The organism is Actinophytocola sp., from assembly GCF_035762905.1.
Classification (GTDB): Bacteria; Actinomycetota; Actinomycetes; order Mycobacteriales; family Pseudonocardiaceae; genus DASYTH01.
The window spans coordinates 13,425-40,342 of the sequence record NZ_DASUCC010000063.1 but is presented as its reverse complement, the minus strand read 5'-3'; the positions used below and the strand labels follow the sequence as shown (position 1 = coordinate 40,342).

The window sequence follows — 26,918 nt, the reverse complement described above, 5'->3', positions numbered from 1 at the left end:
GCTCGTTTCCCGCTCCTGGTTTGGATTTCTTTTCGGGTCGTTTCCCGATTCCCACTGTCAGAGACGGGCCGGTCCGGGGCCGGGTTGCCCGGGATCCGGGCGCTTATAGGAAACTTGCAGAACCTATAGGCCGGCGGTGGTTGGGCGGTGCGCGATGGCGATCGAGCGGGAGGCGCACGACGACGTCGTGCTGCTGCGGATGGCCCGGGCTCCGGTGAACGCGCTGGATCTTGAGCTGCTGGACGAGTTGATCGCGGTGCTCGGGGAGCTGGCCGGGCAGGCGCCGCCGCTGGTGTTGACCGGTGCCGGGTCGAGTTTCTCCGCCGGGGTGGACCTGCGGCGGATCACGGCCGAGCCGGCCGGTTACGCCGCCGAGTTCCTGACCAGCCTGACCGCGGCGTTCCGGGCGGTGTTCCAGTACCCCGGGCCGACCGTGGCGGCGGTCAACGGGCACGCGATCGCCGGCGGGTACGTGCTGGCCGCGGCCTGCGACCACCGGGTCGCGGCCGAGCCCGGCGGCCGGCTGGGCCTGTCCGAGCTGCGGGTGGGCGTGCCGTTCCCGACCGAGGCGATCGAGATCGTCCGGTTCGCGGTCGGCACGGCGGCGGCCAGGGACCTGGTGCTCGGCGCCGAGTTGGTGGACGTGCGCACCGCGCAGCGCAAGGGCTACGTCGACGAGCTCACCCAGCCCGAGACGCTGGACCAGACCGCGGTGCGCCGGGCGCGGGTGCGCGCGGAGCGCGGCGCCGAGGCCTACCTGCTGGCCAAACGGCAGCTGCAGCGCCCGGCGTGGGAGAACCTCCAGCGCTCGGCGGCGACCGAGGACGCGCTGGTCAAGCAGCTCTGGTCCCGGTCGGACACGCACGGCCGGATCCAGAAATTCATGGCATCGATCGCGGAATAGACCGAACGGCAGGATTGACCGCTACCGGAACGGGGAGTGGCATGGGTCAATGCGCGTTCTGCTGGTGCTCCTCACCCTCGTCATGCTCGTAACCGGACCGGCGCCCGCGACGGGCGAACCGGCCGCCGCGCTCGGCCTCGGGTTCGACCTGGACGCGGCCACGATTCCCGAGTTGCAGCACCGAATGGACCGCGGACGGCTGACCGCGGTCGGGCTGACCGTCGCCTATCTCGGCCGGATAGCGGCGGTGGACGGCAAGATCCACTCGGTGACGGCGCTCAACCGCAGGGCGATCGCCGAGGCGGCGGCCAGCGACGCCCGCCGGCGCGCCGGCCGCACGCTCGGCCCGCTCGACGGGATTCCGGTGCTGCTCAAGGACAACGTGGACACCCGGGAGATGCCGACCACGGCCGGCTCACGCGCGCTTGCCCGGTCCCGCCCGGCCGCAGACGCACACCTGGTCGACCGGCTGCAGCGGGCCGGCGCGGTGCTGCTCGGCAAGCTCAACCTGTCCGAATGGGCCAACTTCCGGTCCACCCGGTCCACCTCCGGCTGGTCCGGCGTCGGCGGCCAGACCAACAACCCCCATGTGCTGGACCGCAACCCGTGCGGCTCGTCGTCCGGCTCGGGTGCCGCGATCGCCGCCACGCTGGCCCAGGTCGCGATCGGCACCGAGACCGACGGCTCGATCGTGTGCCCGTCGAGTGCCAACGGGATCGTCGGGCACAAGCCGACCCTCGGCCTGGTCAGCCGCACCGGCGTGGTGCCGATCTCGGCCCAGCAGGACACCGCCGGCCCGATGACCCGCAGCGTGGTCGACTCCGCGATCACCCTGTCCGTGCTGCAGGGCCGGGACCCGGCCGACCCGGCCACCCGTGCCATCCCGGCCGGCCAGCCGCGCGACTACGCTGCGCTGCTGCGCCCGGACGCCCTGCGGGGCAAGCGGATCGGCATCTGGCGACTGTCCGGAGTGGACGCCGACGTCGACCGGGTGGTGAACGACGCGGTGCGCACCCTGCGCGCAAGGGGCGCCACCGTGGTGGACGTGGACCTGCCGTTCCAGGACGAGATCAACGAGAACGAGTTCCCGGCCCTGCTCACCGAGTTCCGCCGCGACCTCAACGCCTACCTGGCCGCGCGGCCGGGCGGGCCGGACACGCTGGCCGAGCTGATCGAGTTCAACCGCAACGATCCGATCGAGCTGTCCAAGTTCGGCCAGGAACTGTTCGAGGCCAGCGAGGCCGCGCCGCGCCCGGACGACCCGGTTTACCTGCAACGCCGCGAGATCGCGACCACGTCGGCCAAGCGGTCCATCGACGAGACCATGGCCGCGCACCGGCTGGACGCGATCATGGCCCCGAGCAACGCCCCGGCCTGGCGGACCAACTACGAAACCGGCGACACGTTCTCACTCGGCTCGTCCGGCCCGGCCGCGGTGGCCGGGTACCCGAACGTGACGGTGCCGGCCGGGTTCGCCGGGCCGCTGCCGATCGGCGTGTCGTTCTTCGCCGGCCGCTGGGCCGACGGCGACGTGCTGGCCCTGGCCGCGGCATTCGAGCGGGCCACCAACGCGTTCCGCCCGCCGCGGTTCATCCCGACGATCGGCTGAACATGGTGCACCATGGTCGGCATGGCGACCGTGGACCGGATCCCGGCCGGCGAGCCGAACGCCGCCGGCCGGATCGACGAGCTCGAGCGCTCCGGTGTCGAGCTGGTCGAGCTGTCCTTTATGGACAATGCGGGGATCGTCCGGGTCAAGACGGTTCCGCTGGGCCGGTTGGCCGCCGCGGCCGCGGCCGGGGTCGGTGCGTCGCCGTGCTTCGAGACGTTCTCCTCGGCCGACATCATGGCCGTCGGCCGCCACCTCGGCGGCCCGGACGGTGACCTGCGGCTGGTGCCGGACCTGGACCGCGCGGTCGCACTGGCCGGGGTGCCGGGCTGGGCCTGGGCGCCGGCGGACAAGTTCACCCAGGACGGCACCCGGTTCGCGGCCTGCCAACGGGCCTTCGCCGCCCGGCAGGTGGCGGCCGCCGGCGAGCACGGGCTCACCCTGCGCATGGCGGTGGAGCACGAGTGGATCCTCGGCCGGTCCGACGCGGCCGGCTTCGTCCCGGCCTTCGACGGTCCGGCCTACGGCCAGATCCGGCTGGAGCAGGTGGCCGGCTACGCCCGGGAGCTGGTGGCCGACCTGCACGCGCAGGGCGTTCCGGTCGACCAGTTCCACCCCGAGTACGCGCCGGCCCAGCTCGAGCTCTCGGTGGCGGCGCGCGACCCGGTCGGCGCCGCCGACGACGCGGTGCTGGTCCGGCATACCGTCCGGGCCCGCAGCCTGCGGCACGGCTGGCGGGCCACGTTCGCGCCGACCGTGGACCCGGACGGCGCCGGATCGGGCGCGCACCTGCACCTTTCCGTGCACGACGCGGACGGCAGCGCGATGGCCGGTGGGTCGGGGCCGGCCGGGTTGCGCCCGGCCGGCGAGGCGTTCCTGGCCGGCGTGCTGCGCGAGCTGCCGGCGCTGGTCGCGGTCGGCGCCGGACACCCGGCGAGCTTCCTGCGGTTGCAGCCGTCCCGGTGGGCCGGGGTGTGGCAGTGCTGGGGGGTGGAGACCCGGGAGACCGCGATCCGAATGGTCACCGGCCTGCCCGGCACCGGGTCCTCCGCGGCCAACGCCGAGGTGAAGTGCTTCGACGGCACGGCCAACCCGTACCTGCTGGTCGGCGCGGTGATCGCGGCCGGACTCGCCGGGGTGGCCGGCGAGTTGCGGCTGCCGCGGCCGGTCACCGGCGACCCGGCCCTGCTCGACCCGGTCGGCCAGGCCGCCGCCGGGATCCACCGGCTGCCCACCACGGCCGGCGCCGCCGCGGACGCGCTCGCCTCGTCCGCGGTGCTGGCCGGCGCGCTGGGTCCGGAGCTGCACGACGCGCTGCTCACCGTGCGCCGGGCCGAAGCGGCGGCGTGCGCCGACCTGGACGCCGCCGCGCTGGCCGAGGCCACCCGGTGGCGCTGGTGAACGGCGACCGGCCGTGCTGACCGACGGTCTGCCCTTGATCGACCAGCACTGTCATGGCGTGGTCACCGAGGATCTGGACGACGCCACGGTGGCCGGGTGGCTGACCGAGGCGCCCGCCCTGCCCGCGCACCGCGACCCGTTCGACTCGTTGCTGGGCAAGGCGGTGCTGCGCTGGTGCGCTCCGGTGCTCGATCTGCCGCCGCACCCCGGCCGCACGGCCTACCTGCGGCGGCGCGCCGAGCTTGGCTGGCGCGAGGTGACCGGACGGCTGTTGCGTGCGGCCGGGGTGTCGGACTGGCTGGTGGACACCGGGTTCGTGCCGGACCCGCCGTTGTCCGGACCGGCCGGGTCGGGACCGGGCGCCGGACACGAGGTGGTCCGGATCGAGCACGTGGCGGAAACCGCGGTGGCGCGGGGTGCCGAGACGCTGGACGTGATCGCCGCGGCGCTGCGCGAGCGGGCGAGCGGGGCAGTGGCACTGAAGACCATCGCCGGCTACCGGTGCGGGCTGGACCTGCCGGCCGCGCCGCCGCCGGACGCCGAAGCCGGTGCGGCGCTTGGGCGGTGGCTGCGGTCCGGACAAGACCGGCTGACCGATCCGGTGCTGCTGGCCTGGCTGGTGCACGAGGCGACCCGGCTGGGTCTGCCGCTGCAGGTGCACACCGGCTTCGGCGATCCCGACCTGCGGCTGCGCGCGGTGGACCCGGCCCTGCTGCACCCGTTCCTGGAATCCACAGTGGACTCGGGGATCACCGTGGTGTTGCTGCACTGCTGGCCGTACCACCGCAACGCCGGCTACCTCGCACACGTCTTTCCGCACGTGCTGGTCGACGTCGGGCTCACCGTGCCGTTCACCGGGGCCCGGTTCGGCGCGGTGCTGGCCGAGGTTCTCGAGCTGGCGCCGTTCGACGCGGTGGTCTACTCCTCGGACGGCCGGGTGCTGCCCGAGTTGCACCACCTGGCCGCCGCGCTGTGGCGGCGGCACACCGGCCGGCTGCTCGACGAGTGGATCGCCGAGGACGTACTGTCCACAGTGGACGCCGAGCGGCTGGCCGGGGCGATCGGCTCGGGCAACGCCGCAAGGGTGTACGGATTGCGGCCAGAAGACCTCTACCCAGGGTGAACGTCGGGTGACAGAATGAGCCGCTCCGGTCCCCTACCCAGAGGTTGCCATACGACGTGTGCTGTTCCATTCCCACGCTCCGGCACGGTCGCTGGTGACTCGACTCGGTCCGCCCGTTCGGGTAGCGGACCAGCTCTTCCTTGCCGCTCATGATCATGACACCGGGCACCTGCAGGCCCGGCTGCACCGGTCCGGCATGGCGCTCGGCCTGGCCGGGGCGCTGCTGTCCGAGCTGGTCCTCGAGGCGCGGATCGACGTGCAGCAGGGCCGGATCGTCCCGGTCAACCGCGGGCCGCTGCAGGACGTCCTCGGTCAGGCGATCCTGGAGGACGTGGTCACCGAGCTGCAGGTCGCCAAGCAGCCGCGCACGGTGCGGGTGTGGCTGGTCTACCTGAGCCACAGCTCGGTCACCCAGGTGCGCAACCGCTTGTGTTTCAACGGGATCCTGCACGAGGTGTCCGGCCGGCACTGGTGGGGCGGGGCGGCGAGCAGCTACCGTGCGGTTGATCTCAACTCCGCGCTCGGCCCGGAGGCGGCCGTGCACAGCCTGCTCACCCACGACCACGCGCCGGACAGCACGATCCCGGCCATGACCTTCGCGGCGCTGGCCGACGCCTGCGGCCTGTTGCCCCGGCTCGCCTGGTGGCGCGAGCAGCGTGCCGGCCTGCGCCGCCGGCTCGACCGGCTGCGCGACCAGCTTCCGCGCGCGGTGCGGGAGCTGGCCGATCACACCGAGGCCGCGGTCGGCGACGCGGTCGTCGGGCGCCGGTGAACCCGAAGGAGGACCGCGTGGTCGGTACCGCACCCCGGACCGGGCAGACCGGTCGCGCGCCGAGCAAGGTGTCGGCGGTGCTGGCGGCCAACCGGCTCGGGGTGGCGGGCGTGGTGTTCTTCGTCGTCGCCGCGGCCGCCCCGCTGACCACGGTCGCCGGCGGGGTCACCACCGGCTTCGCGGTGACCGGCGTGCTCGGCCTGCCGGCCGCGTACCTGGTCACCACCGTGATCTTCGCCGTGTTCGCCGCCGGCTACGTGGCGATGTCCCGGCACATCACCAATGCCGGGGCCTTCTACACCTACCTGGTTCAGGGGTTGGGCCGGATACCCGGCGTGGCGGCCAGTTTCGTCGCGCTGCTGGCCTACAACGCCATGCAGATCGGGCTGTACGGGCTGTTCGGGGCGGCGCTGTCCGGCCTGGTCGGGTCCCTGTTCGGTGCCACCGTGCCGTGGTGGCTGGGCGCGGTGGCCGGGTGGGCGGTGATCGCGGCGGTCGGGGTGCTCCGGGTGGACATCAGCGGCCGGCTGCTCGCCTTCCTTGTGGTCGCGGAGTGTCTGGTGGTGCTCGGCTACGACCTGGTCTTCGTCGCCAACCCGGCCGGCGGCGCGGTCAGCCTGGAGCCGGTGCTGCCCGGGAACCTGGTGGTCGCCGGCTGGGGCGCCGCGCTCGCCGTGGCCGCCGCCGGGTTCGTCGGGTTCGAGGGCGGCGCGGCCTTCGCCGAGGAGACCAAGGATCCCCGGCGCACCGTTGCCAGGGCGACGTTCCTCGCGATCGGCCTGCTCGGCCTGCTCTACACGGTCTCGTCCTGGGCGCTGTCCGTGGCCACCGGGCCGGACGGGGTGGTGGCCGCGGCCCGGCTGCATGGGCCGGCGCTGCTGTTCGACCTCGGCTCCGGACACGTCGGCGCGGCCCTCACCGACATCGCCCGGGTGCTGTTCGTGACCGGCCTGTTCGCCGCGCTGCTCAGCTTCCACAACACCGTGGCCCGGTACCTGTTCAGCCTCGGCCGGGAGCGGGTGCTGCCGGCGGCGCTCGGTGGCACGCACTACCGCACCGGCTCGCCCTACCTCGGCTCGCTCACCCAGTCGGCGATCGCCTTCGTGGTGCTGGCCATCGCCACGCTGAGCCGGACCGATCCGGTGGTCACGCTGTTCTTCGTCGGCACCAGCCTCGGCGCGCTCGGGGTGCTGCTGCTGATGATCGGCACGTCGGCCGCGGTGCTCGGCTACTTCCGCCGCCGGCCGGCCGCGGAGAGCCGGTGGAGCCGCCAGATCGCGCCTGCGCTCGGCGGGGTGTCGCTGGTCGTGGTGCTCGTCCTGGTGTTGACCAACTTCCCGGTGCTGCTCCGGGTGCCGGCCGGCGATCCGCGCGGCTGGGTGCTGCCGGCGCTGTACGCGATCGTCGCGGTCGCCGGCCTGCTCTGGGGCTGGTATCTCAAGGAGACCCGGCCGGAGGTGTACCGGACGATCGGGTTGGGGGCCAACCGGATCATCGGGCGGACCATGAGCGAGCTGGACAGCGAGCGCGGCCTCGACCTGTCCCGGCCGCAGCCGCCGCCGATCATGATGGTCACCGAGCTGCCGACGGTGGTCGACATGCCGCCGGTGGGGCGCAGCGCGCCGGTCCGCTCCGACACCGGAATCGTCCGGCTGCACAACACCTCCGTCGAGCTGGACACGGTGACCACGGTGCTGGCCAAGGCGTTCCACACCGACATGCCGGGGGAGTGGCTGATCCCGGAACCGGACGTGCGGGCCCGGGTCTACCCGGCGTTCTTCCGGATCCTGGCCCGGCACGCGTTGCGCGGCGCCGGCGAGGTGTTCGCCACGGCCGACCGCACCGCGGTGGCGATCTGGTACCCGGCGCCGTACGGCGTCCCCGACGCCGGCCCGGCCGACTACGACGCCCAACTGGCCGCGGCCACCGGCCCGTACCTGCCGCGGTTCCTGTCCCTGGACGCGGCCATGCAGGCCGGGCATCCGGTGGACCGGGCGCACCACTACCTGCACTTCGTCGGCGTGCTGCCCGAGCACCAGGGCCGCGGCCTCGGCTCGGCGCTGCTGGCCAGCCGGCTCTCCGAGCTGCACCGGCAGGGGATGCCCGCCTACCTGGAGGCCAGCAACCGGCGCAACCTGGCGCTGTTCCTGCACCACGGCTTCAAGGTGATCGGCACGGTCACCGTTCCGGACGGCGGCCCCACCCTCTACCGCATGTGGCGCGAAGCCCGCACCCGCTAGCCCCCGACACTCATTGAGAAAAAGTCTCGCCCCACCAACAGATACCTCAGGGGCACCGTGACGCAACCCAGCCACCATCACTCCGCCAACCGCACCACCGGCTGGAACGCACCAACAGCAGTTAATCCCGGAGAGGCGGACTAGCGAGGCGGACTAGCGAGGCGGACTAGCGAGGCGGATCAAGCTATAACTTTGAAGGTCAGGCCGGCGGCGCGCAGCCGGTCGATCAGCGCGTTGCCCATGGCCTGTGCCGTGGTCACCTGCCCGGCGGTGGCCGGCAGCTCGTCGTAGGCCAGGCACAGCGCGGACTCGGCGAGCATCTTGGCGGTCTCGGTGTAGCCGGGGTCGCCGCCGGACACCTCGGTGATCACCCGCCGGCCGCCGCCGGTGCCGGAGAACCGCACGGTGAACCAGGATCGGGCCCGCTTCTGCGGACTGGGTCCCTCGCCCGGCTTGCGCCGGCCGAGCAGCCAGTCGCGGGCCGGTGCGATCTGCGCGAGCAACAGCAGCGCGCTGATCCCGATGCCGGCCGCGACGACCGTGGTCAGGCGCTTGACCGAGGCGAAGTGCCGGTAGGTGAAGTCCGGACCGTAGCGCGGCAGCGCGGCCGCGGACCGGCCGATGATCTGCGGGTCGATGGTGCCGAGCGGCACCGACCAGCGGCCGCCGGCCCGGTGCGGCCGGCCGGTCGGGGTGGCGATCCGCCGGTCCGCCGGGCCGGGGTCGGCGGCCCGCCGGTCCCGGGCGGCGCGCAGCGTCTCCCGGCCGCGGCTGGCCACGACCAGTGCGGAGTGGAAGGTGCCGCCGGAGATCGTGCCGCTGCCGCGCACGTGGCCCTCCACCGTGACCGGCACGCCCTCCGGCAGTTGCTGCACGGTGAAGTACGCGCCGAGGTCGTGCGGGATCGAGTCGAACCCGCAGGCGTGCACCAGCCGGGCGCCGGTCTGCTTCGCCCGCGCGTGGTGCCGCAGGTACATCCGGTCGACGAACTCCGGCTCGCCGGTCAGGTCCAGGTAGTCGGTGCCGTGCTCGGCGCACGCGGCCACCAGCGGCTCGCCGTAGAGCGCGTAGGGACCGACCGTGGTGAGCACCACCCGGGTCGCGGCGGCCACCGCGCGCACCGACGCGTGGTCGGTGACGTCGGCGTGCAGCAGGGGCAAATCACGCACCGCCGGGTTGGTCGCGGCCAGCCGCTCGCGCAGCGCCGCCAGCTTGGTCCGGTTGCGGCCGGCCAGCGCCCACCGGCAGCCGGCCGGCACGTGCCCGGCCAGATACTCGGCGGTCAGCGCGCCGGTGAACCCGCTGGCACCGAACAGAACCAGGTCGTAGTCGCGGTCCGGCATCAGACCCGGTCCAGGTCGGCGAGCGAGGTGGCCACGGCGAACGGCGGGCGGCTGGTCCCGGTGATCCGGTAGCGGCCCCATGGGTCCGGTTCGGACACCAGGCCGCGCGCCGTGCCCGCGCCGGTGTCCAGCACGGCCCGGGCGGCGCGTCCGCCGAGCACGGCGGTCAGCTCGTCGTTCGGGTCGATCCGGCCGTACCAGTGGTAGAACCCGTCGATCGGCTCGAACTGCCCGCGCAGCACCACGGTCACGGCAAGCTCGGCGTTCTCGACGGTCAGCGTGGCCGGGCCGGCGTAGCCCTCCTCGTCGTGCTCGCTCATGATGCAGAGATTACCTGTTACCGCAAGTATCACCTGATTTGGACGGTTCGGTAGTTGAACGGCCACGGAGCGGAGTCCTAAGCTGCCGCAATGGTTGATAACACAACCAACGGCCAGACCCTGGCCGACAAGCTCAACCATCTGTTTGCCCGGTACACGCCGAGGAATGGGCTGGAGTACAGCAACGAGCAGGTGGCCGCGGCGATCACCGCCGGGGGCGAGGTCAAGATCTCGCAGAGCTACATCTGGCAGCTCCGGAAATCCAAAAAGGACAATCCGACCTTCAAGCACCTGCAGGCGCTTGCCGGGTTCTTCGGCGTACCGGTCAGCTACTTCTTCGACGACGAGGTGACCGACCGGGTCAACCAGCAGCTCGAACGACTCCGCTCGGAGCAGCTGCGGCTGAACGAGATCGCCGGCAGCAGCGATGTCCAGATCATGGCCATGCGCGCCGGTGAGCTGTCGCCGCGCCGGCGCCGGCTGGTGATGGACCTGCTCAACGTCGTCTACCGCGAGGAGAAGGCGGAACGCGGCGACGGTTCGAGGGAAGACCGGTGAGGGAACGCGACCTGCGCAGGCGGTGCCGGCGGCTGCTCAACCAGCTGGACATCCGCCCGCCGCTCGACGTCGTCGAACTGTGCCGCCGGGTGGGAGAGGACCGGGGCCGGCCGATCCGGCTCGTGCCGCATCCGATCCCGGTGCCCGGACCGTTCGGGGTGTGGATCACCACCGACGCCGCCGACTACATCGTCTACCAGCAGCAGACCACCAAGACCCATCAGGGCCACATCGTGCTGCACGAGCTGGGCCACATCCTGGCCGGGCACCGCGCCGACATCGATGTCGAGCCGCGCTGTCCGTCGATCGACCCGGACGACTTACGCGATCGCTACCCCGACCTCGACCCCGATGCGGTGCGCCGGGCCCTGCATCGCACCTCCTACGCCACCGAGCAGGAACGCGAGGCCGAAACCGTGGCCACGATCATCCTGCAGTGGGCCTCGGTACTCGACCGGGTCGCCCCGCCGGTGTCCCAGGACCCGACCGCGCGCCGGCTGGGCACCGTGCTCGGCGGCCGGATGGGCTGGCTGTGAGGTGCCGTTGTGACCACGTTGCATGTGCTGCACGGCGCCGCGACCTACACGCTCCTGGTGCTGATGCTGGGCCGCCTCGCGCGGGCGCCGCACAACCTGCCGCTGCGGGCGATCACGGTGATGATCGCGTGCTGGGCCGCGTCCTTCACGCTCGGCCGGGCCGTTGCCGGCGGGATTGCGGCGATCGGCCTTGACCCCATCGAGACCCGGCTGGCTCAGCATCTGGTCCAGATCCTCGGCGGGTACTGCCTGATCGCGTTCTACCTGTGCTCGGCGCTGGACGCGCCGGTCGCCCGCCGGCAGGCGATTCGGCAGGCCGTCCCGCTCGCCGCCGCCGCGGTGCTCATGACGGTGGCCGCCGCGCTGATCCCGGCCGGCCTGCGGGACGCGGCCGCCGTACTGCCGTCCGCCGACGGCGCCGGGCCGGTCGGCGTGCCCGCGATCGCGCTGCTCTACCTGACCGTGAACGGCTACCTGCTCTACGCGTTCTCCGCCGCGCTGCTGTGGACCCGGCGCTACGCCGTCGGCGCCGACCCGAGGCTGCGCCGGGGTCTGGCGCTGACCTCGGTCGGTCTGGCCGGGGTCGTCGTCGCGCTCGCCATCTTCATCGCCGCCAACCTGGTGCGCTGGACCGGCGGCACGATGCCGAGAACCCTCGTCATGGTCGGGATCCTGGCCGTGCTCTGCGGTCTGGTGCTCTTCCTGGCCGGCATGGCCTATCCGGCGGTCGGCATGCGCCTGGCGGCACTGCGGATCTGGTGGCAACACCGGGCGCTGTACCGGCGACTCTGTCCACTGTGGACCTTGCTGCACCGGGAGTTCCCGGAGGACACGCTCAACCGGATGCCGATCAGCCGGTGGCGGGACACCTTCGGGCTGGCCGGTGTGCACCGCCGCTACTACCGCCGGGTGATCGAGTGCCGGGACGGGCTGGTCCGGGTCAGCCCCTATCTCGCGCCGTTCGGGGAGCTTCCGCTCGCACGTCGGCTGCGGGGTGCCCTCGCCGCCCACGCGGCCGGGGTGCCGGCGCCGACCCGGGCGATTCCGGTGGCCGTGCCGAGGGGGGAGGGCCTTGACGCGGATGTCCGCGAGCTGGTGGCGCTGTCCGACGCGCTGGGGGGCACACAAAAAGGGGTTCCGCGCTCGACCGGCCTGGGGGTCACCGGGAGCACGGAACCGTCTCGATGATACACCGCCCTACCGAACTGTGTTGTCAACCTTCCGGTCGAACTTGCGCGCGGCGACCACGGTGCCGGCGGCGGTGACGACCAGGATCGCGGCCGCGATGACGGCGGCGAGGTGCATTCCGTCCAGGAACGCCGCCCGGGCGGCCGCGGTCAGCGCACCGCCGGTCCCGGCGGGCAACTCGCCGGCCAGCATCACCGCACCGCCAAGGGTCTCCCTGGCCACCGCGGCCGCCCCGGCGGGCAGCCCGGCCGGCAGGTGCTCGGCGACCTCCGTGCGGTAGACCGCGGTGCCGATGCTGCCGAGCACCGCGATGCCCAGCGCTCCACCGAACTCCGAGGCGGTCTCCAGTACGGCACCCACCGAGCCGGCGCGCTCCGGCGGGGTGTCGCCCATGATCAGCTCGGCGATCTGGGACATGCCGGCAACCAGTCCGCCGGACATCAGCGCGGCGCCGATGAGCACCGGCCAGACACTCGACTCGGCCTCGGTCGTGGTGAGCACGACCAGGCCGGCGGCGGAGACGGTGAACGACGCGCCGACGAGGTGGGCGCGGTTCACCCCGCGGTGGCCGAGCCCGGCGACGACGGGCGCGGCGAGGCCGACCCCGATCGCGGCGACCAGGCTCCACAGCGCGGCCTCGAGCGGGCGCATGCCGAGCACCGACTGCAGGTACTGGGTGGTGAAGATGGCGAACCCGATCAGGACGAACACGGACACCACGTTCAGGACCATCGCGCCGCTGAACTTGCGCCTGCGGAACAGGGTGAGGTCGATCATCGGGTCGGGCCGGGTGTGCTGGCGGCGCAGGAACACGGCTCCGACCAGGCAGCCGGCGACGATGAGGGCGAGGTTGGCCGGTCCGATCCCGTCCGCCGCGATGTCCTTGATCGCGTAGATCACCGGGAGCACGGCGGCCATCGACAGCGCCGAGCTGACCAGGTCGAACCGGCCGGGTTCGGGGTTGCGGAACTCGGGGATCAGCACCGGCGCGGTGAGCAGGAGCAGCGCCATGGCCGGCAGGTTGATCAGGAACACCGAGCCCCACCAGTAGTGCTCGAGCAGCACGCCGGACAGGATCGGGCCGAGCGAGACGCCGAAGGTCAGCCCGGCGGTCCAGATCGAGATCGCGATGGCGCGCTGCTTCTCGTCGTGGAACATGTTGCGGATCAACGCGATCGTGGACGGCATCAGGGTGGCGCCGCCGATGCCGAGCAGGGCGCGAGCGGCGATCAGCAGTTCGGCGCTTGCCGCGTAGGCGGCGAGCACCGAGGCCAGCCCGAACGCCGCGGCGCCGAGCATGAGCAGGCGCCGCCGGCCGATCCGGTCGCCGAGCGAGCCCATGGTGATCAGCAGCCCGGCGAGCACGAAGCCGTAGATGTCGAAGATCCACAGCTGCTGGGTGCTGGTGGGTTCGAGGTCGGCGTTGATGAACGGCACCGCGAAGAACAGCACCGAGACGTCCATCGAGACCAGCAGCAACGGCAGCATCAGCGCGGCCAGCCCGATCCACTCCCGGCGCCCGGCCAGGACCATGGTCTCCATCTGTGTATCCCCTCTACTGTTTATGTCATACACACAATGGTGTATCTTATACACAGATCGGTCGCCAGGTGTCAACGCGCGGCGCGCCACTAACCTCTGGAGGTCAGCGATGGGAGCCGAGATGCCGGGGAAGAAGGACGAGGCCGCGGAAACCCTGGCCCGCAGCGTCGAGGTGCTCTGGGGCCACCCGGACCGCCCGACCCGCGGCCCCAAGCCGGGCATGTCGGTGGACCGCATCGTGCAGGCCGCCATCGACCTCGCCGACACCGAAGGCATGGCCGCGGTCTCGATGCAACGCGTGGCCAGCGAGTTCGGCTTCACCACGATGTCGCTGTACCGCTACGTCCCCGGCAAGTCCGAACTGATCGACCTCATGGTCGACTCGGTGCTGGGTGACCCCCCCGACCTCACCGCCATCCCGGGCGGCTGGCGCCCCCGCCTGGCCGCCTGGGCCCGGCTCACCATGGACTGCTTCCTGCGCCACCCCTGGTTCCTGCCCGAAGCCCTCCAACGCATGATGGGCCCGCGCCAGATCTCCTGGCTCGAATGCGCCGTCGCCGCCCTCGCCGAGTCCGGCCTCACCGGCGAGGAACTCCTCGGCTCGGTGCTCATCGTCAACGGCTACGTCCGCAGCATGGTCCCGTTCGCCACCGCCCCACCCACCCCGGACCAGGACCGCGGCACCCTGCTGATCCGCCTCATCACCGACAACGCCCCCCGGTACCCCGCCCTCACCTCCGCCATCGCCGACGGCGCCTTCTCCCCCTCCCAACACGACGACATCGAGTTCGGCCTCCAACGCGTCCTCGACGGCATCCAGACCTACATCGATTCCCGCGCCCCCAACTGAAGGTGCGGCAGGACCGGCATTCCGCCCGCCGTGACCGAACCGGGGACCCGGACGGGAGACCTTCCGGGTGGTGTCGGGGTCGGGTGGCATGCTCTGTTGGCATGCGGTGGACGGCGGAGCAGGTGCTGGAGTTGGCGCCTGATCCGGCCTCGGCGCGGGCCGCGGGTGGGCTGGCGTCGCCGGCGCGGTGGGCGCGGCTGGGAGCGTCCGAGCGCGCCGTGTGGGGTGCGTGTCAGGGCAGCGGGAAGGCGCCGTACCAGGTGGGTGTGGACCTGGCCGGGCCGGCGTTCCGGTGCTCCTGCCCGAGTCGCAAGGTTCCGTGCAAGCACGTCCTCGGGCTGCTGCTGCTCTGGTCCGCCGGCACGGTGGGGGAGGGTCCGGAGCCGGACTGGGTGAGTCCCTGGCTGGACCAGCGGGACGCCCAGGCCGCCGCGCCCCGGGAGACCGAGCGGGACGAGGTCGCTGCGCAGCGCCGGCAGGCGCGCCGGGCGGACCGGGTCGCCGCCGGGGTGGCCGAGTTGGACGGCTGGCTGGCCGACCAGGCGCGGCGCGGGCTCGGCACGCTGGAGCGTGGCGGTTGGGCGACGTTCGCCGCGGTGGCCGCCCGGATGGTCGATGCCCAGGCCCCGGGCCTGGCCGCCGGCCTGCGCCGGGCCGGTGAGGCGGCCGGCCGCGGGCGGAACTGGCCGAGCCGGGTGCTCGAGGAACTCGGCCTGCTGCACCTGCTGGTCACCGCGCACGCCCGGCTCGGGGAGTTGCCCGGCCCGCTGGCCGACACGGTGCGCGCCCGGCTCGGCTACACCACCGACACCGCGGAGGTGGCGGCGTCCGGCGAGCGGGTGGCCGACGACTGGGTGGTGCTCGGCGTCATCGACCAGATCGACGAGCGGCTGTCCACCCGCCGGGTCTGGCTGCACGGCCTGAACACCGGCCGCCCGGCGCTGGTCCTCTCGTTCGCCCCGCCCGGCCGGCCGATGGACAACTCGCTGCCGACCGGCATCGTGACCCCGGCGACCCTGGCGTTCTATCCCGGCGCGCAACCGCTGCGCGCGGTACTGGCCGAGCGGTCCGGCACCGAACTGGCCAGCACGCCGCCCGGCACGACGGTGGCCGGGGCACTCACCGGTTACGCCGCCGCGCTGGCCACCGATCCGTGGCTGGAGCGGTGGCCGGTGCTGCTCGCGGACGTGACGCCGGTCCGCGCCGGGGACGGCTGGGCCCTGGTCGACCCGGCCGGTGATGCGTTGCCGCTGCGGCCCGGCGCCGACCCGTGGCCACTGCTGGCCGTGTCGGCCGGCCGGCCGCGCACCGTCGGCGCCGAGTGGGCCACCGCCGGCCTGCTCCCACTGTCCTGTTGGGACGATGATCGGCCGGTGCGGCTATGAAGGAATGGGAGGCGCTGGTCAGCGTCGCCCTGCTGGGCACGACGCGCCGCGGTGTGGACGCCGTGGCGTTGCCGGAACCGGTGCGGCGCTTGGCCAACGCGGCGGGCGGTGCCGACCCGGAGCGCACCCTGCTGGCCGCGGCCGCGCTGCTCGCCGGGTACCGGAAGGCGGGCCGCCGCCCACTGGACGGCGAGTTGAGCCGGCTTTCCCCCGCTCCGGCCGACCACCGGGAGCTGGTCGGTCCGGCCGCCCGGCACCGGCTTTCCATGCTGCTGGGCGGAGAACACCTGCACCTGCTGCCGGAATGGCTGGCCGCGGTGGCCGCGCGGGGGCTGCGCGTTCCGCCCGAGCGGCTGCCGCTGCTCGCCGACGCGGCCCGGGGCCGGCCGGAGCTGCGTGGCCCGGTGACCGCGGCCGCCGGTCCGCGCGGCCCATGGCTTGCGGATCTGCGGCCGGAATGGTCGTTTCTGGCCGAGTCGACCGAACCCGGTGACGACCCGAGGGTCTGGCGGTTCGGCACGATCGCGGCGCGGCACGTCTGGCTGGTCGCCTTGCGGGACAACGATCCGGACGCCGCCCGGGCCGCACTCGAGGAGGTATGGACGGCCGAGCCGGCGCCGGTCCGGGTTCAGTTCCTCACCGTACTGCGAACCGCTCTGTCCATATCGGACGAACAGTTTCTCGAACGGGCGCTGGACGATCGGGCCAAGGACGTCCGGCGGCTGGCCGCCGAGTTGCTCGCCGAGCTGCCGGATTCCGCGCTGTCCCAACGGATGGCCGCCCGACTGCGGCCGCTGGTCGCGGTGCGTGGACGGGTCCTGCAGGTGCGGTTGCCGGACGGCTGCGACGCCGCCATGCAACGCGACGGGATCGCGGCGAACCCGCCCGATGGGGTCGGCCGGCGCGCCTGGTGGCTGGGTCAGCTCGTCTCGACCGCCCCGCTGTCGGTGTGGACCGGATTGGGCGTTCGCCCGGACAAGCTGGTCCGGATGCGGGTCGAGGGCTGCGATCCCCGGCTGCTCACCCTGGGCTGGGCCGCGGCGGCGGTGCGCGAGCGGGCCGCGGACTGGGTGGCGGCCCTGCTGGACGACGACACCACGATCGCCGTCGACCAGGTGGCCGCGATGATCGCCGTGTTGCCGGAGTCGCAATGGGCATCGGTGATCGCCCGGCTGACCCGGCAGCGGCTGATCACCGGCCTGTTCCTGGGCCTGCCCCGGCCCTGGCCGGTCGAGGTCGGCAACCTGGTGCTGGACCGCCTGGCCGGTCACCGGGACGAGCGCGCCGCCGTGCACGTGGCCGACGTCGCCGGACGCGCCGTGCCCCGCGAATGTCTCGACCACCCACTGGCCACCCAGCCGCTCGAGGACGGCGCGTCGCCGTGGCGCCGCCGGCTGGTCGAAACCCTGGTCTTCCGCCGGGAGATGCACAAGGAGTTGCCATGACACCCCTTGCTGAGCCGAGTAGCCGCCAACCGCACCTAAGGGGAACGGAACGCAACCCAGCCACCGGCACGCACCCAAACCGACGGTGCCGACCCAACGTGACCACCACGGTTAATTTCGGAGAGGCGGAACAGTCATGACTCAGGCCGTTCTCCGTCCGCACGCCGAGCAGTCCACTGTGGACGAACTGACCGCGCTGGCCGCGCAGGACGACCGGACCCGCCCGCCGTCCTGGCGGCTCTCGCCGTGGGCGGTGGTGCGTTACCTGATCGGCGGCACGCTGCCGGACGGCACCGTGATCATCCCGAAGTACGTTGGCTCGCAGCGCCTGATGGAGGTGGCGGTGGCCACCCTGGCCACCGACCGGGCCTTGCTGCTGCTCGGCGTGCCGGGCACCGCGAAGACCTGGGTGTCCGAGCACCTCGCGGCCGCGATCAGCGGTGACTCGACCCTGCTCGTGCAGGGCACGGCCGGCACCGCTGAGGAGGCGATCCGGTACGGGTGGAACTATGCCCGACTGATCGCCGAGGGGCCGACCGAACAGGCCCTTGTGCCCAGCCCGGTGCTGCGGGCGATGCGGGACGGCAAGCTGGCCAGGATCGAGGAGCTGACCCGGATGCCGGCCGACGTCCAGGACGCGCTGATCACCGTGCTGTCCGAGCAGACCCTGCCGATCCCCGAGCTGGGCACCGAAGTGCAGGCGCGCAAGGGTTTCAATGTGATCGCCACGGCGAACGACCGGGACAAGGGGATCAACGAGCTGTCCAGCGCGCTGCGCAGGCGGTTCAACACGGTCGTGCTGCCGCTGCCCGACTCGGCCGACGAGGAGGTCGCGATCGTCGCGCAGCGGGTCGGCCAGCTGGGCGCGGCGCTGGAGCTGCCCGAGCCGGAGGCCGGGTTGGCCGAGATCCGCCGGGTGGTCTCGGTCTTCCGGGAGCTGCGGAGCGGGCGAACCGAGGACGGCCGCACTGCGCTGAAGTCGCCGTCCGGCACGCTGTCCACCGCCGAGGCGATCAGCGTGGTGACCGGCGGCCTCGCCCTGGCCGCGCATTTCGGTGACGGCGTGCTGCGGCCGCACGACGTGGCCGGCGGCATTCTCGGTTCCGTGGTGAAGGATCCGGCGACGGACCGGGTGGTGTGGACCGAGTATCTGGAGACCGTGGTTCGGGAACGGGACGGTTGGGCCGACTTCTACCGGGCCTGCCGGGAGATCATGTGACCCGGGTGCTCGGCATCCGGCACCACGGTCCCGGCTCGGCAAGAGCCGTGGCCGAGGAGCTGCCCCGGATCGAACCCGATCTGGTGCTCATCGAGGGTCCGCCGGAGGCCGACCCGCTGGTGGAACTGGTCGCGGACAAGGAGATGGACCCGCCGGTGGCGTTGCTTGCCTACGCGGCGGACGACGCGACCAGGGCGGCGTTCTGGCCGTTCGCGGTGTTCAGCCCGGAGTGGCAGGCGATCAGCTACGCGTTGCGCGCCGAGGTGCCGGTGCGGTTCTGCGACCTGCCGGCGGCGATCCAGTTCGCCACGGCCGGCGACGAGCGGTCCGGTCTCGCCATGGATCCGCTGGCGAAGCTGGCCGAGGCCGGCGGCTACGACGATCCGGAGCGCTGGTGGGACGACGTGATCGAGCACCGGCGCGACGGTGCGCCGCCGTTCGATGCGATCGCCGAGGCGATGTCGGTGCTGCGCGAGGAGTTTCCGGCCGACGTGACCCGGGAACGGCAGCGCGAGGCGTACATGCGCACGGCACTGCGCAAGGCGCGGCGCGATGGGTTCGAACGGATCGCGGTGGTGTGCGGGGCATGGCACGTTCCGGCGCTCACCGATCCACTGCCGCCGGCCGCGCACGACCAGCGGGTGCTCAAGGGGCTGCCGAAGCGGAAGGTGGCCTGCACCTGGGTGCCGTGGACGCACGGCCGGCTGGCCACGGCGAGCGGTTACGGCGCCGGGGTCACCTCGCCTGGCTGGTACCACCATCTGTTCAGCAGCACCGACCGGATCACCGTTCGCTGGTTGACCGAGGTGGCCCGGGTGCTGCGGGCCGAGGATCTCCCGGTGTCCAGCGCGCACGTCATCGAGTCGGTGCGGCTGGCCGAGACCCTCGCGGCGCTGCGGGACCGGCCGCTGGTCGGGCTCGCCGAGGTCACCGAGGCGACCTGGTCGGTGCTGTGTGGCGGCAACGACGTGCTGCTCGATCTGGTCACCCGGCGCCTGGTGGTGGGGGAGCGGCTCGGCTCGGTGCCGGAGCGCACGCCGCAGGCGCCGGTGGCCGCCGATCTGGCCGCCCAGGCCCGCCGGCTCCGGTTGCGCCGCGAGCCGGACGAGCGGGAGGTGGACCTGGATCTGCGCAACGCCATCGGCGCGGAGCGGTCGCAGCTGCTGCACCGGCTGCGCACCCTGGACGTGCACTGGGGCCGGCCGACGGTTTCCGCACGCCGCAACACCGGCACGTTCCGGGAGAGCTGGATGGTGCGCTGGCATCCGGAGTTCGAGGTGGACCTGGTGGCGGCCAGCGCGCACGGCACCACGGTCGCGGCCGCAGCGACCGCGGTGGTCCGGCGCCGCGCGCTGGATGCCACGGTGCTCACCGAGACCACCGCGGCGGTGGAGGACTGCCTGCTGGCCGGCCTGCTCGACGCGCTGCCCGAGGCACTGTCCGCTTTGGACACCCGATCCGCCCGGGACGCGGATGTGGCGTCGCTGATGGCCGCGCTGCCGGCGCTGGCCCGGGCCGCACGGTACGGCGACGTGCGCGGCACCGACACCGCGTCGCTGCGCGCGGTGGCCGAGCGGATGCTGGCCCGGATCCGGTCCGGGCTGCCGCCGGCCGTGCGCGGGCTGGACGACGACGCGGCCGCGGAGATGTGCCAGCTCATCGACGACGTGCACGAGGTGAGCACGCTGCTCGGCCAGGACGCTTCGGAGCGGTGGCTGGCCGCGCTGTCCGGCCTGGTGGCCCGGGACGATCTCGCCCCGCTGCTGTCCGGCCGGGTGACCCGGATTCTCGGTGACGCCTCGCGGATGCCGGTGCCGGAGGTCGCCGCCCGGCTGTCCCGCGCGCTCACTCCCGGCGTGGAGCCGGCAAGGGGCGCGGCCTACATCGAGGGGTTCTTCGCCGGCGGCGCGCTGCTGCTGGTGCACGACGACCGGCTGCTGCGGGTGATCGACCAGTGGCTGACCGGTATCCCGGACGGCACGTTCACCGAGGTGCTTCCCCTGCTGCGGCGGACGTTCGGCGCGTTCGCCGGTCCCGAGCGGCGGGCCATCGGCGAGCGCGCCAAGGCACTGACGATCCACAGTGGACATATCGTGGAACACGCCGAGGAGGTCGACCGGGAGCGGGCCGAGGCGGCTCTGCCGGTGATCGCGCGGCTGTTGGGGGTGGGCGCGGGTGGATGACGAGGAGCGGCTGCGCCGGTGGCGACTGGTGCTCGGTGGCGGCGAGGACGGCACCGGCGTCGGGCTGACCGGCGCGGACCGGTCGGTGGACGCGGCGCTCGCCGCGCTCTACGACGCTCCGGACGCCGACGAGGAGGAGTCCGACCGGCGGCGCACCGGCGGGCTCGGCGGCTCGGCTCCCCGGGTGGCCCGTTGGCTCGGCGACATCCGGCGTTACTTCCCGGGCACCGTCGTGCAGGTGATGCAGCGCGATGCGGTGGAGCGACTGGGAATCACCCGGCTGCTGCTCGAACCGGAGCTGCTCGCCGCGGTCGAGCCGGACGTGCATCTGGTCGGCACCCTGATGTCGCTGAACGACGTGATTCCCGAGCACACCAAGGAGACCGCCCGCGAGATCGTCCGGAAGGTGGTTACGGGACTGGAAAGCCGGCTCGCCGAGCGGACCCGGTCGGCCGTCCGCGGCGCACTGGACCGGGCCACCCGGGTGCACCGGCCACGGCACGGCGACATCGACTGGGACCGCACGGTGCGGGCAAACCTCCGGCACTACTCGCCCACCCTTGGCACGCTGATCCCGGAGAAGCTGGTCGGTTACGGCCGCCGGGCGCAGGTGGTGCACCGGGACGTGATCCTGTGCGTCGACCAGTCCGGCTCGATGGCGGAGTCCGTGGTGTACGCGGGACTGTTCGCCGCGGTGCTGGCCTCGATGCGCGCGCTGCGCACCTCGATGGTGGCGTTCGACACCGCGGTGGCGGACCTGACCGAGTTGCTCGACGATCCGGTCGAGGTGCTGTTCGGCACCCAGCTCGGCGGGGGCACGGACATCAACCGGGCGATCGCCTACTGCCAGGGACTGATCACCCGGCCCACCCACACGTTGCTCATCCTGATCACCGACCTGTTCGAGGGCGGAGCCCGGGACGAGCTGCTGCGCCGGGTGCACGCGCTGGTCGACGCCGGGGTGCAGGTGGTGTGCCTGCTCGCCTTGTCCGACAGCGGAACCCCGGCCTACGACCACGACAACGCCGCGGCCCTGCACGATCTCGGGGTGCCCGCGTTCGCCTGCACCCCGGACCTGTTCCCGGACCTGATGGCGGCGGCGATCAAGCGCGAGAACCTCGCCCACTGGGCGGCGACGGTCAGCTCCTGACGTACTGCCGGAACCAGTCGATCGCCGAGATCCACGCCCGTTCGGCCTCGGCGGCGTTGTAGCGCTGGCCGGTGTCGTTGTGGAAGGCGTGGTCGACGCCCGGGTGCACGTTGATCTGGTACGGCGCCGCGGACTGCTTCAGCGCGGCCTCGACCATATCCCGGCTGCCGGTGATCCGGGCGTCGTTCGCCGCGTAGATCACGTTCACCGCGGCCTTGGTGGCCGCCAGCCCGGTCATGTTCTGCGGGGCGGGGCCGTAGAACGGAACCGCGGCCTTGATCGGGATGCCGGCGGCCAGCGTGTTGAACGTCATCCCGCCGCCGAAGCAGAACCCGGTGACGCCAAGGGCGTCGCCGACCCCGGTTCCGGACAGTGCGGTGAGCGCCTGCTGGACGTCGGAGACCATGTCCGGGACCGGGCGTTTGGCCAGCGCGGCCGAGTACGCCGCCGAGTCGGTGAGCTTGTCGGCGCCGCCGTCGCGGGACAGCAGATCGACGGAAAGGCCGGTGAACCCGGCGGTGGCCACCCGGCGCACGACGTCCCTGATGTGCGGGGTCAGCCCGCGGTTCTCGTGGATCACCAGGATGCCACCGGCGGGCGTGCCGCTGGCCGGCTTGGCGTGGTAGGAGATCAGGGTCGCGCCGTCGACGCCCCGGACTTCCAGGGGGGACACCGAGATCCGGGGGTCGTTCTCGGCGACCGTGACGCCGTCGGTGGTCGGCTGGTCCGGCGGGAGCGCGTAGCTCTGGTTGCTGGTGGTCTCCCGGGAGGCGGGGCCGGGGGCCGGCGGGTTGGCCGGCTCGGCGCCGCAACCCATGGCGCTGAGCAGGGTCACGGTGGCGGCCGCGCTGCCGGTGATCAGCGTGACCCGGCGCAGCAGTTCGCGGCGGGAGATCAACCCGTCGTTGAAGTCCTCGACGTGCTCTTCGACGACATAGCGTTCGAAATCGGTCATTTCGCGCCCTTCCTGGGGTCGGCCGGTCTCATGACCCGCCGTCCAGGAGCGGCGTGGCCGGGACCGACCAGCTCACCCACCCTGCCGGGCGTCCGGACCGGTCCCGGCCCGATCAGGGAGTCGAGCTATGCCGAGGGATCATCAGTGGTGGTGGTCGAGCTGGGCCCGGATCTCGCCGGCCGGGCGCTCGGCGGTGTGCACGTTGACATACGTGAAGCCGGCGCGCATGGCGTTGACGATCTCCGTGAACTCGCCGACCCCGATGCCCTGAGCCGCCGGTCCGATCACGTCAGCCGCCGTGATCGTTCCGGTGATCGATGCCGGGGCGGCCGGGCAGGCCTGCGTCGGCACCGGCGGGGCGATCGGCGGGTTCGCGCACAGGAAGAAGCTGATGCCGCCGGATTGCGCGGCGCTGCCGAAGTGGACGTGCGCCTGGGTGACCGGGGTCGGGTTTTCGGCGTAGGTGAGCGCCCAGCGGATCTCCCCGGCCCGCTCGTTGATAAGCACCCGGAAGGTGCCGTTGGCGGGAGTGGATACGGCGAGCAGCGTCTCGTTATATCCGCTCAGCTGCTCCCGGAAGATGTTGCCGCCGAACGAGTCCACGTCGCCCGGCGCGGCGACGCTGCCGGTGGCGGTGACTGCGAACGTGGCGCCAACCGCTGCCGCCATCACCAACAGACGGTTACGTCTGCTCATCAGTGCTGCCTCCTTGCGGAATGGGGATGGACGATGCCAACTCCCCATAACGCGGCAGAACACTGTTCGGTTCAACCGTTCGGACCCGATTTCCCCCAGGGGTCTTTCGGCGCTGATCGACCGATCGGGCGCCATTCCACCGGAAGCGCCGTTCTGACCTGGACAGTTCGACTTCCTGAGATCACCCGATCGTGTGATAGCCAGCGCCGCCACCCCACCCATCCCGCGAGGTAATATCGAACACACGTTCGTAACCTGGGGTTCGACCCCCTTGGGGGCGGACGTTCCATCCAGCACTGGACCGAATCGATTGGAGGTGCGAACTGGTTCAGTCGATACCGCCTCGCGCGATGAGCTGCGCGGTAATCACGTTGCGCTGAATTTCGTTGGTCCCCTCGCCGACGATCATCAGCGGGGCGTCCCGGAAGTATCGCTCGACGTCGAACTCGGTGGAGTATCCATAGCCGCCATGGATTCGCACCGCGTTCAGGGCGATCTCCATGGCCACCTCGGAGGCGAACAGCTTCGCCATCCCCGCCTCCAGGTCGCAGCGTTCCCCGCTGTCCAGCCGCCGCGCCGCGTGCAACACCAGTTGCCTGGCCGCCGTCAGTTTGGTCGCCATGTCGGCGAGGTAGTTGCCGATCGACTGGTGCCGCCAGATCGGCTTGCCGAAGGTCTCCCGCTCCTGGGCGTACCGCAGCGCGTCCTCGAAGGCCGCCCGACCGACGCCGAGAGCCCGCGCCGCAACCTGGATCCGACCGGTCTCCAGCCCGGTCATCATCTGGGCGAAGCCCTGGCCCTCGACCGCACCGAGCAGTGCCGACTCCGGCGCCCGAAACCCGTCGAACACCAACTCGCAGCTCTCGACGCCCTTGTACCCGAGCTTCGGCAGGTCCCGGGACACCGTCAGCCCCGGCCCGTGCTCCACGAGCAGGATGCTGATCCCGGCGTGCCGTGGCGACGCCGCCGGATCGGTCTTGCACAGCAACGCGATCAACCGCGACCGCCGCGCGTTGGTGATCCACACCTTCGCGCCGTCGACGACGTACCCGTCGCCGTCCCGCCGCGCCACGGTCCGGATCGCCTGCAGGTCGGAGCCACCCCCCGGCTCGGTCAACGCCATGGACGCCCGAACTTCCCCGGTCGCCATCCGGGGCAGCCACCGCCGCCGCTGCTCATCCGTCCCGAACTCCAAAATCAGCCGCGCCACCACCGAGTGGCCCCCCATCGCCCCCGCCAAACTCATCCAGCCGCGCGCCAGTTCCTCGGTCACCGCAACGAAACAGGAGGCAGACACCGGAGTCCCACCCCACTTCTCCGGAATCACCAACCCGAACACCCCCAGCCCCTTCATCACCTCGATCAGCCGCTCCGGATACACGTCCCCATGCTCAAGCTCCCGCACAACCGGCCGCACCTCCCGATCCACGAAGGCCCGCACCGCCCCCACAACCGCCCGCTCCTCAGCCACCAACCCCATCCCATCCACCACACCCACACCACCCTTCACCAGCCATCCTCACCACCACCCCGCCCGCACCTCCCGACGCACCCGCACAAGGTTGACATCGCGCGGCCCCGGCCGCCGAAACGAACCACCGGCGATGCCCGGCGCCTGCGGCGCCGGGCGCTGGGCGCCGCAGGCGCCCGGCGAAGCGGGGGCACGACCCCGCTGCGTTCGGCGAGATGGGGCACCTGATGCGGTTCCACCCGCGCGATGCCAGGTTGGGTGGCTGGCACTCCCGGGCCGGGTTCGGTGCAGGTCTGGTTCATGTGCTTCGGGTCGGTGATGTGGCGTTGTTCGGAATGAACCGCCGGTGATGCTCGGCGCCTGCGGCGCCGGGCGCCGCAGGCGCCCGGCGAAGCGGGGCAGGACTCCGCTGCGTTCGGCGAGATGGGGCACCTGATGCGGTTCTACCCGCGCGATGCCAGGTTGGGTGGCACTCCCGGGCCGGGTTCGGTGCAGGTCAGGTTCATGTGCTTCGGGTCGGTGATGTGGCGTTGTTCGGAATGACCGCCGGTGATGCTCGGCGCCTGCGGCGCCGGGCGCCGCAGGCGCCCGGCGAAGCGGGGGCAGGACTCCGCTGCGTTCGGCGAGATGGGGCACCTGATGCGGTTCCACCCGCGCGATGCACGTTGCGCGGCACCTCGGGGCCGGGTTCCGCAGGATGTCACCTGCATGCGCTTTTGGGCGGTGATCGGGATCTTACTCGGAATGAACCGGCCGCAGACGCTCGACGCCTGCGGCGCCGGGCGCCGGGCGCCGCAGGCGTCCGGCGCAGCCGGGCACGACTCCGCTGCGTTCGGCGCAGCCGGGCACGACTCCGCTGCGTTCCGCGAGATGTCACATCATGCGGATCCACTCGCGCAATGCCACATTGCGCGGCACCCCGTGGGGACCGCAGAACGTAATGTTCATGCCCCTTGGCCGGTGAATACGACGTTCCTCGGACGTGACCGGCGATGCCCGGCGGCCGCAGGCGCCGGGCACCGCAGCGCGGCACCCAGCGGGCGCGGGTGGCGCGTTGTCGCGACGGTGATCGACTCCCGGTCCGGCACCGTGCTACGGCCGCGCGATGGCACATTCATGCGGCGCTGCATGCGCAGCGCCACATTTGTGCCATACCCCGGTAGCTGGGTTCCCTGGAACCTGACGGTCGTCGCAAGCGACTCCCAGGCGATGCCCGGCGCCTGCGGCGCCCCGGCGCCGCAGCAGGAGCTGCCCGTGGCTGGGGGTGTAGTCCCACCACACGAATTCCCGGTCGGACCGGTAGCGGTCGGTACCGGGGATGAGCTGGTCGCTGCTGTTCAGCCAGGTGTGCGCGGTCACGAGGCGGATCATCCAGGACGCCGGCCGGACGCGCGGCTCGAGCGGATCGCGGAGCCGGCGCCGTCATATCGCGGTGCGGGTGTACTCCGCCTCGTCCGGCAGGGAGATCCACCCGACGGTGGTGGATTCCTTGACCGTGATCGGTACCGGGCGGTAGGCGGCGGTGGTCGGGTGGCTGTTGCGGACGACCTCGTCGAAGAACCAGGAGGAGGTGATCAGGGCAAGGGAGCCGGGGGAAGTGGCCAGGGCCTGCTTGAGGTGTGGGGAGCTCACCAGGCGGAAGGCCAGGGTGAGCGCCCGGCCGGTGACCCCGTAGTCGTCGTGGTAGAGCTCGCCGGCGTGGATCGCCATCCGGAGCCGGACCTGTTCCTCGACCGGATGGGTGTGGTTGTGCCGGCGCAGGGCCGTCGCCAGGGCACCGGGAAGCCGCTCGACGAACAGGGCCTTGGGGATGTCGGCCGGGGCGAGCACGAACGCCCCGTCGCCGCGATCCTCGTGATAGCACCCGGCCCAGGGGATCCGGGCCTGGTCGAAGGCGTGGCCGAGGGCCCGGTACATGCCCGCGCGGGCCGCGACCTGGTGCCGGTTGGTACGGATCCGGTCGCCGAACCCCGCCATGTCGATGACCGCGATGGTCCGGTGCACCGCCAGATCGTGTTGTGCGGTCAC

General features: G+C 72.3%; 22 protein-coding genes. 15 read left to right on the top strand and 7 right to left on the bottom strand.

Translation table 11 applies throughout. The features are described from left to right. The first annotated feature begins 154 nt into the window (after positions 1–154). The 6 genes from VFV67_RS12385 to VFV67_RS12360 all read left to right on the top strand — a co-directional run bounded on the left by VFV67_RS12385 (position 155) and on the right by VFV67_RS12360 (position 8,049). Positions 155–904 (top strand): enoyl-CoA hydratase/isomerase family protein, encoded by a 750-nt coding sequence (locus VFV67_RS12385; protein ID WP_326469746.1) that lies wholly within the window; start codon positions 155–157, stop codon positions 902–904. Between the two features lie 49 nt (positions 905–953). Next, positions 954–2,513, top strand: a complete 1,560-nt coding sequence (locus VFV67_RS12380) for an amidase (RefSeq protein ID WP_326469745.1) — start codon at positions 954–956, stop codon at positions 2,511–2,513. A 21-nt stretch (positions 2,514–2,534) separates the two neighbouring features. Then, entirely contained in the window at positions 2,535–3,914 is a 1,380-nt protein-coding gene (locus VFV67_RS12375) for a glutamine synthetase family protein (RefSeq protein WP_326469743.1), read from the top strand. Positions 3,915–3,927: 13 nt separating this feature from the next. After that, positions 3,928–5,037, top strand: coding sequence for an amidohydrolase family protein (locus tag VFV67_RS12370; RefSeq protein ID WP_326469742.1), 1,110 nt, complete (start codon positions 3,928–3,930; stop codon positions 5,035–5,037). Between the two features lie 94 nt (positions 5,038–5,131). Beyond that, positions 5,132–5,809 carry a GOLPH3/VPS74 family protein gene (locus VFV67_RS12365; RefSeq protein WP_326469741.1) on the top strand — a complete coding sequence of 226 codons (678 nt, stop codon included), beginning with the start codon at positions 5,132–5,134 and terminating at the stop codon, positions 5,807–5,809. Between the two features lie 17 nt (positions 5,810–5,826). After that, positions 5,827–8,049: an amino acid permease gene (locus tag VFV67_RS12360; RefSeq protein ID WP_326469739.1), complete on the top strand. Its 2,223-nt coding sequence runs from the start codon at positions 5,827–5,829 to the stop codon at positions 8,047–8,049. Positions 8,050–8,228: 179 nt separating this feature from the next. Here the strand turns inward: VFV67_RS12360 and VFV67_RS12355 are convergent, their stop codons facing one another. After that, the gene (locus VFV67_RS12355) at positions 8,229–9,392 is read right to left on the bottom strand and encodes a saccharopine dehydrogenase family protein (RefSeq protein WP_326469736.1); all 1,164 of its coding nucleotides are present in this window, start codon (positions 9,390–9,392) and stop codon (positions 8,229–8,231) included. Further along, the gene (locus VFV67_RS12350) at positions 9,392–9,712 is read right to left on the bottom strand and encodes a DUF4873 domain-containing protein (RefSeq protein WP_326469734.1); all 321 of its coding nucleotides are present in this window, start codon (positions 9,710–9,712) and stop codon (positions 9,392–9,394) included. The genes VFV67_RS12355 and VFV67_RS12350 overlap by 1 nt, the downstream gene beginning before the upstream one ends. A gap of 90 nt (positions 9,713–9,802) precedes the next feature. Here VFV67_RS12350 and VFV67_RS12345 point away from each other — a divergent pair, with 90 nt between their 5' ends. Genes VFV67_RS12345 through VFV67_RS12335 form a run of 3 tightly spaced genes read left to right on the top strand, consistent with a single transcriptional unit; the run spans position 9,803 to position 11,994 of the window. After that, complete coding sequence (locus VFV67_RS12345; protein ID WP_326469732.1) at positions 9,803–10,270, top strand: helix-turn-helix domain-containing protein; 468 nt, start codon at positions 9,803–9,805, stop codon at positions 10,268–10,270. After that, complete coding sequence (locus tag VFV67_RS12340) at positions 10,267–10,806, top strand: hypothetical protein (RefSeq protein WP_326469731.1); 540 nt, start codon at positions 10,267–10,269, stop codon at positions 10,804–10,806. Before VFV67_RS12345 ends, VFV67_RS12340 begins: the two co-directional genes overlap by 4 nt. A gap of 9 nt (positions 10,807–10,815) precedes the next feature. Continuing rightward, a complete protein-coding gene (locus VFV67_RS12335; protein WP_326469730.1) occupies positions 10,816–11,994 on the top strand; it encodes an MAB_1171c family putative transporter in 1,179 nt (392 codons plus the stop codon). Positions 11,995–12,003: 9 nt separating this feature from the next. Here the strand turns inward: VFV67_RS12335 and VFV67_RS12330 are convergent, their stop codons facing one another. Beyond that, positions 12,004–13,536, bottom strand: coding sequence for an MFS transporter (locus tag VFV67_RS12330; RefSeq protein WP_326469729.1), 1,533 nt, complete (start codon positions 13,534–13,536; stop codon positions 12,004–12,006). Positions 13,537–13,645: 109 nt separating this feature from the next. Here VFV67_RS12330 and VFV67_RS12325 point away from each other — a divergent pair, with 109 nt between their 5' ends. The 6 genes from VFV67_RS12325 to VFV67_RS12300 all read left to right on the top strand — a co-directional run bounded on the left by VFV67_RS12325 (position 13,646) and on the right by VFV67_RS12300 (position 21,768). Further along, positions 13,646–14,386, top strand: a complete 741-nt coding sequence (locus VFV67_RS12325; RefSeq protein WP_326469727.1) for a TetR/AcrR family transcriptional regulator — start codon at positions 13,646–13,648, stop codon at positions 14,384–14,386. A gap of 101 nt (positions 14,387–14,487) precedes the next feature. Then, positions 14,488–15,771 (top strand): SWIM zinc finger family protein, encoded by a 1,284-nt coding sequence (locus tag VFV67_RS12320; protein WP_326469725.1) that lies wholly within the window; start codon positions 14,488–14,490, stop codon positions 15,769–15,771. Further along, positions 15,768–17,216 carry a DUF5691 domain-containing protein gene (locus tag VFV67_RS12315; protein WP_326469723.1) on the top strand — a complete coding sequence of 483 codons (1,449 nt, stop codon included), beginning with the start codon at positions 15,768–15,770 and terminating at the stop codon, positions 17,214–17,216. Before VFV67_RS12320 ends, VFV67_RS12315 begins: the two co-directional genes overlap by 4 nt. Before the next feature lie 136 nt (positions 17,217–17,352). After that, positions 17,353–18,435: an ATP-binding protein gene (locus VFV67_RS12310; protein WP_326469722.1), complete on the top strand. Its 1,083-nt coding sequence runs from the start codon at positions 17,353–17,355 to the stop codon at positions 18,433–18,435. Further along, positions 18,432–20,618 (top strand): DUF5682 family protein, encoded by a 2,187-nt coding sequence (locus VFV67_RS12305; protein WP_326469720.1) that lies wholly within the window; start codon positions 18,432–18,434, stop codon positions 20,616–20,618. Before VFV67_RS12310 ends, VFV67_RS12305 begins: the two co-directional genes overlap by 4 nt. Continuing rightward, entirely contained in the window at positions 20,611–21,768 is a 1,158-nt protein-coding gene (locus VFV67_RS12300) for a VWA domain-containing protein (protein WP_326469718.1), read from the top strand. The genes VFV67_RS12305 and VFV67_RS12300 overlap by 8 nt, the downstream gene beginning before the upstream one ends. On the opposite strand, the gene VFV67_RS12295 is transcribed toward VFV67_RS12300, so the two are convergent. The 4 genes from VFV67_RS12295 to VFV67_RS12280 form a co-directional block, all read right to left on the bottom strand. Further along, positions 21,758–22,723: a dienelactone hydrolase family protein gene (locus tag VFV67_RS12295; RefSeq protein ID WP_326469717.1), complete on the bottom strand. Its 966-nt coding sequence runs from the start codon at positions 22,721–22,723 to the stop codon at positions 21,758–21,760. The genes VFV67_RS12300 and VFV67_RS12295 overlap by 11 nt on opposite strands. Before the next feature lie 141 nt (positions 22,724–22,864). Further along, complete coding sequence (locus VFV67_RS12290) at positions 22,865–23,419, bottom strand: CHRD domain-containing protein (RefSeq protein ID WP_326469716.1); 555 nt, start codon at positions 23,417–23,419, stop codon at positions 22,865–22,867. A 328-nt stretch (positions 23,420–23,747) separates the two neighbouring features. Continuing rightward, a complete protein-coding gene (locus VFV67_RS12285; RefSeq protein WP_326469715.1) occupies positions 23,748–24,899 on the bottom strand; it encodes an acyl-CoA dehydrogenase family protein in 1,152 nt (383 codons plus the stop codon). Positions 24,900–26,312: 1,413 nt separating this feature from the next. Continuing rightward, on the bottom strand, positions 26,313–26,918 hold the full coding sequence (locus tag VFV67_RS12280) for a hypothetical protein (RefSeq protein ID WP_326469714.1): 606 nt from the start codon (positions 26,916–26,918) through the stop codon (positions 26,313–26,315).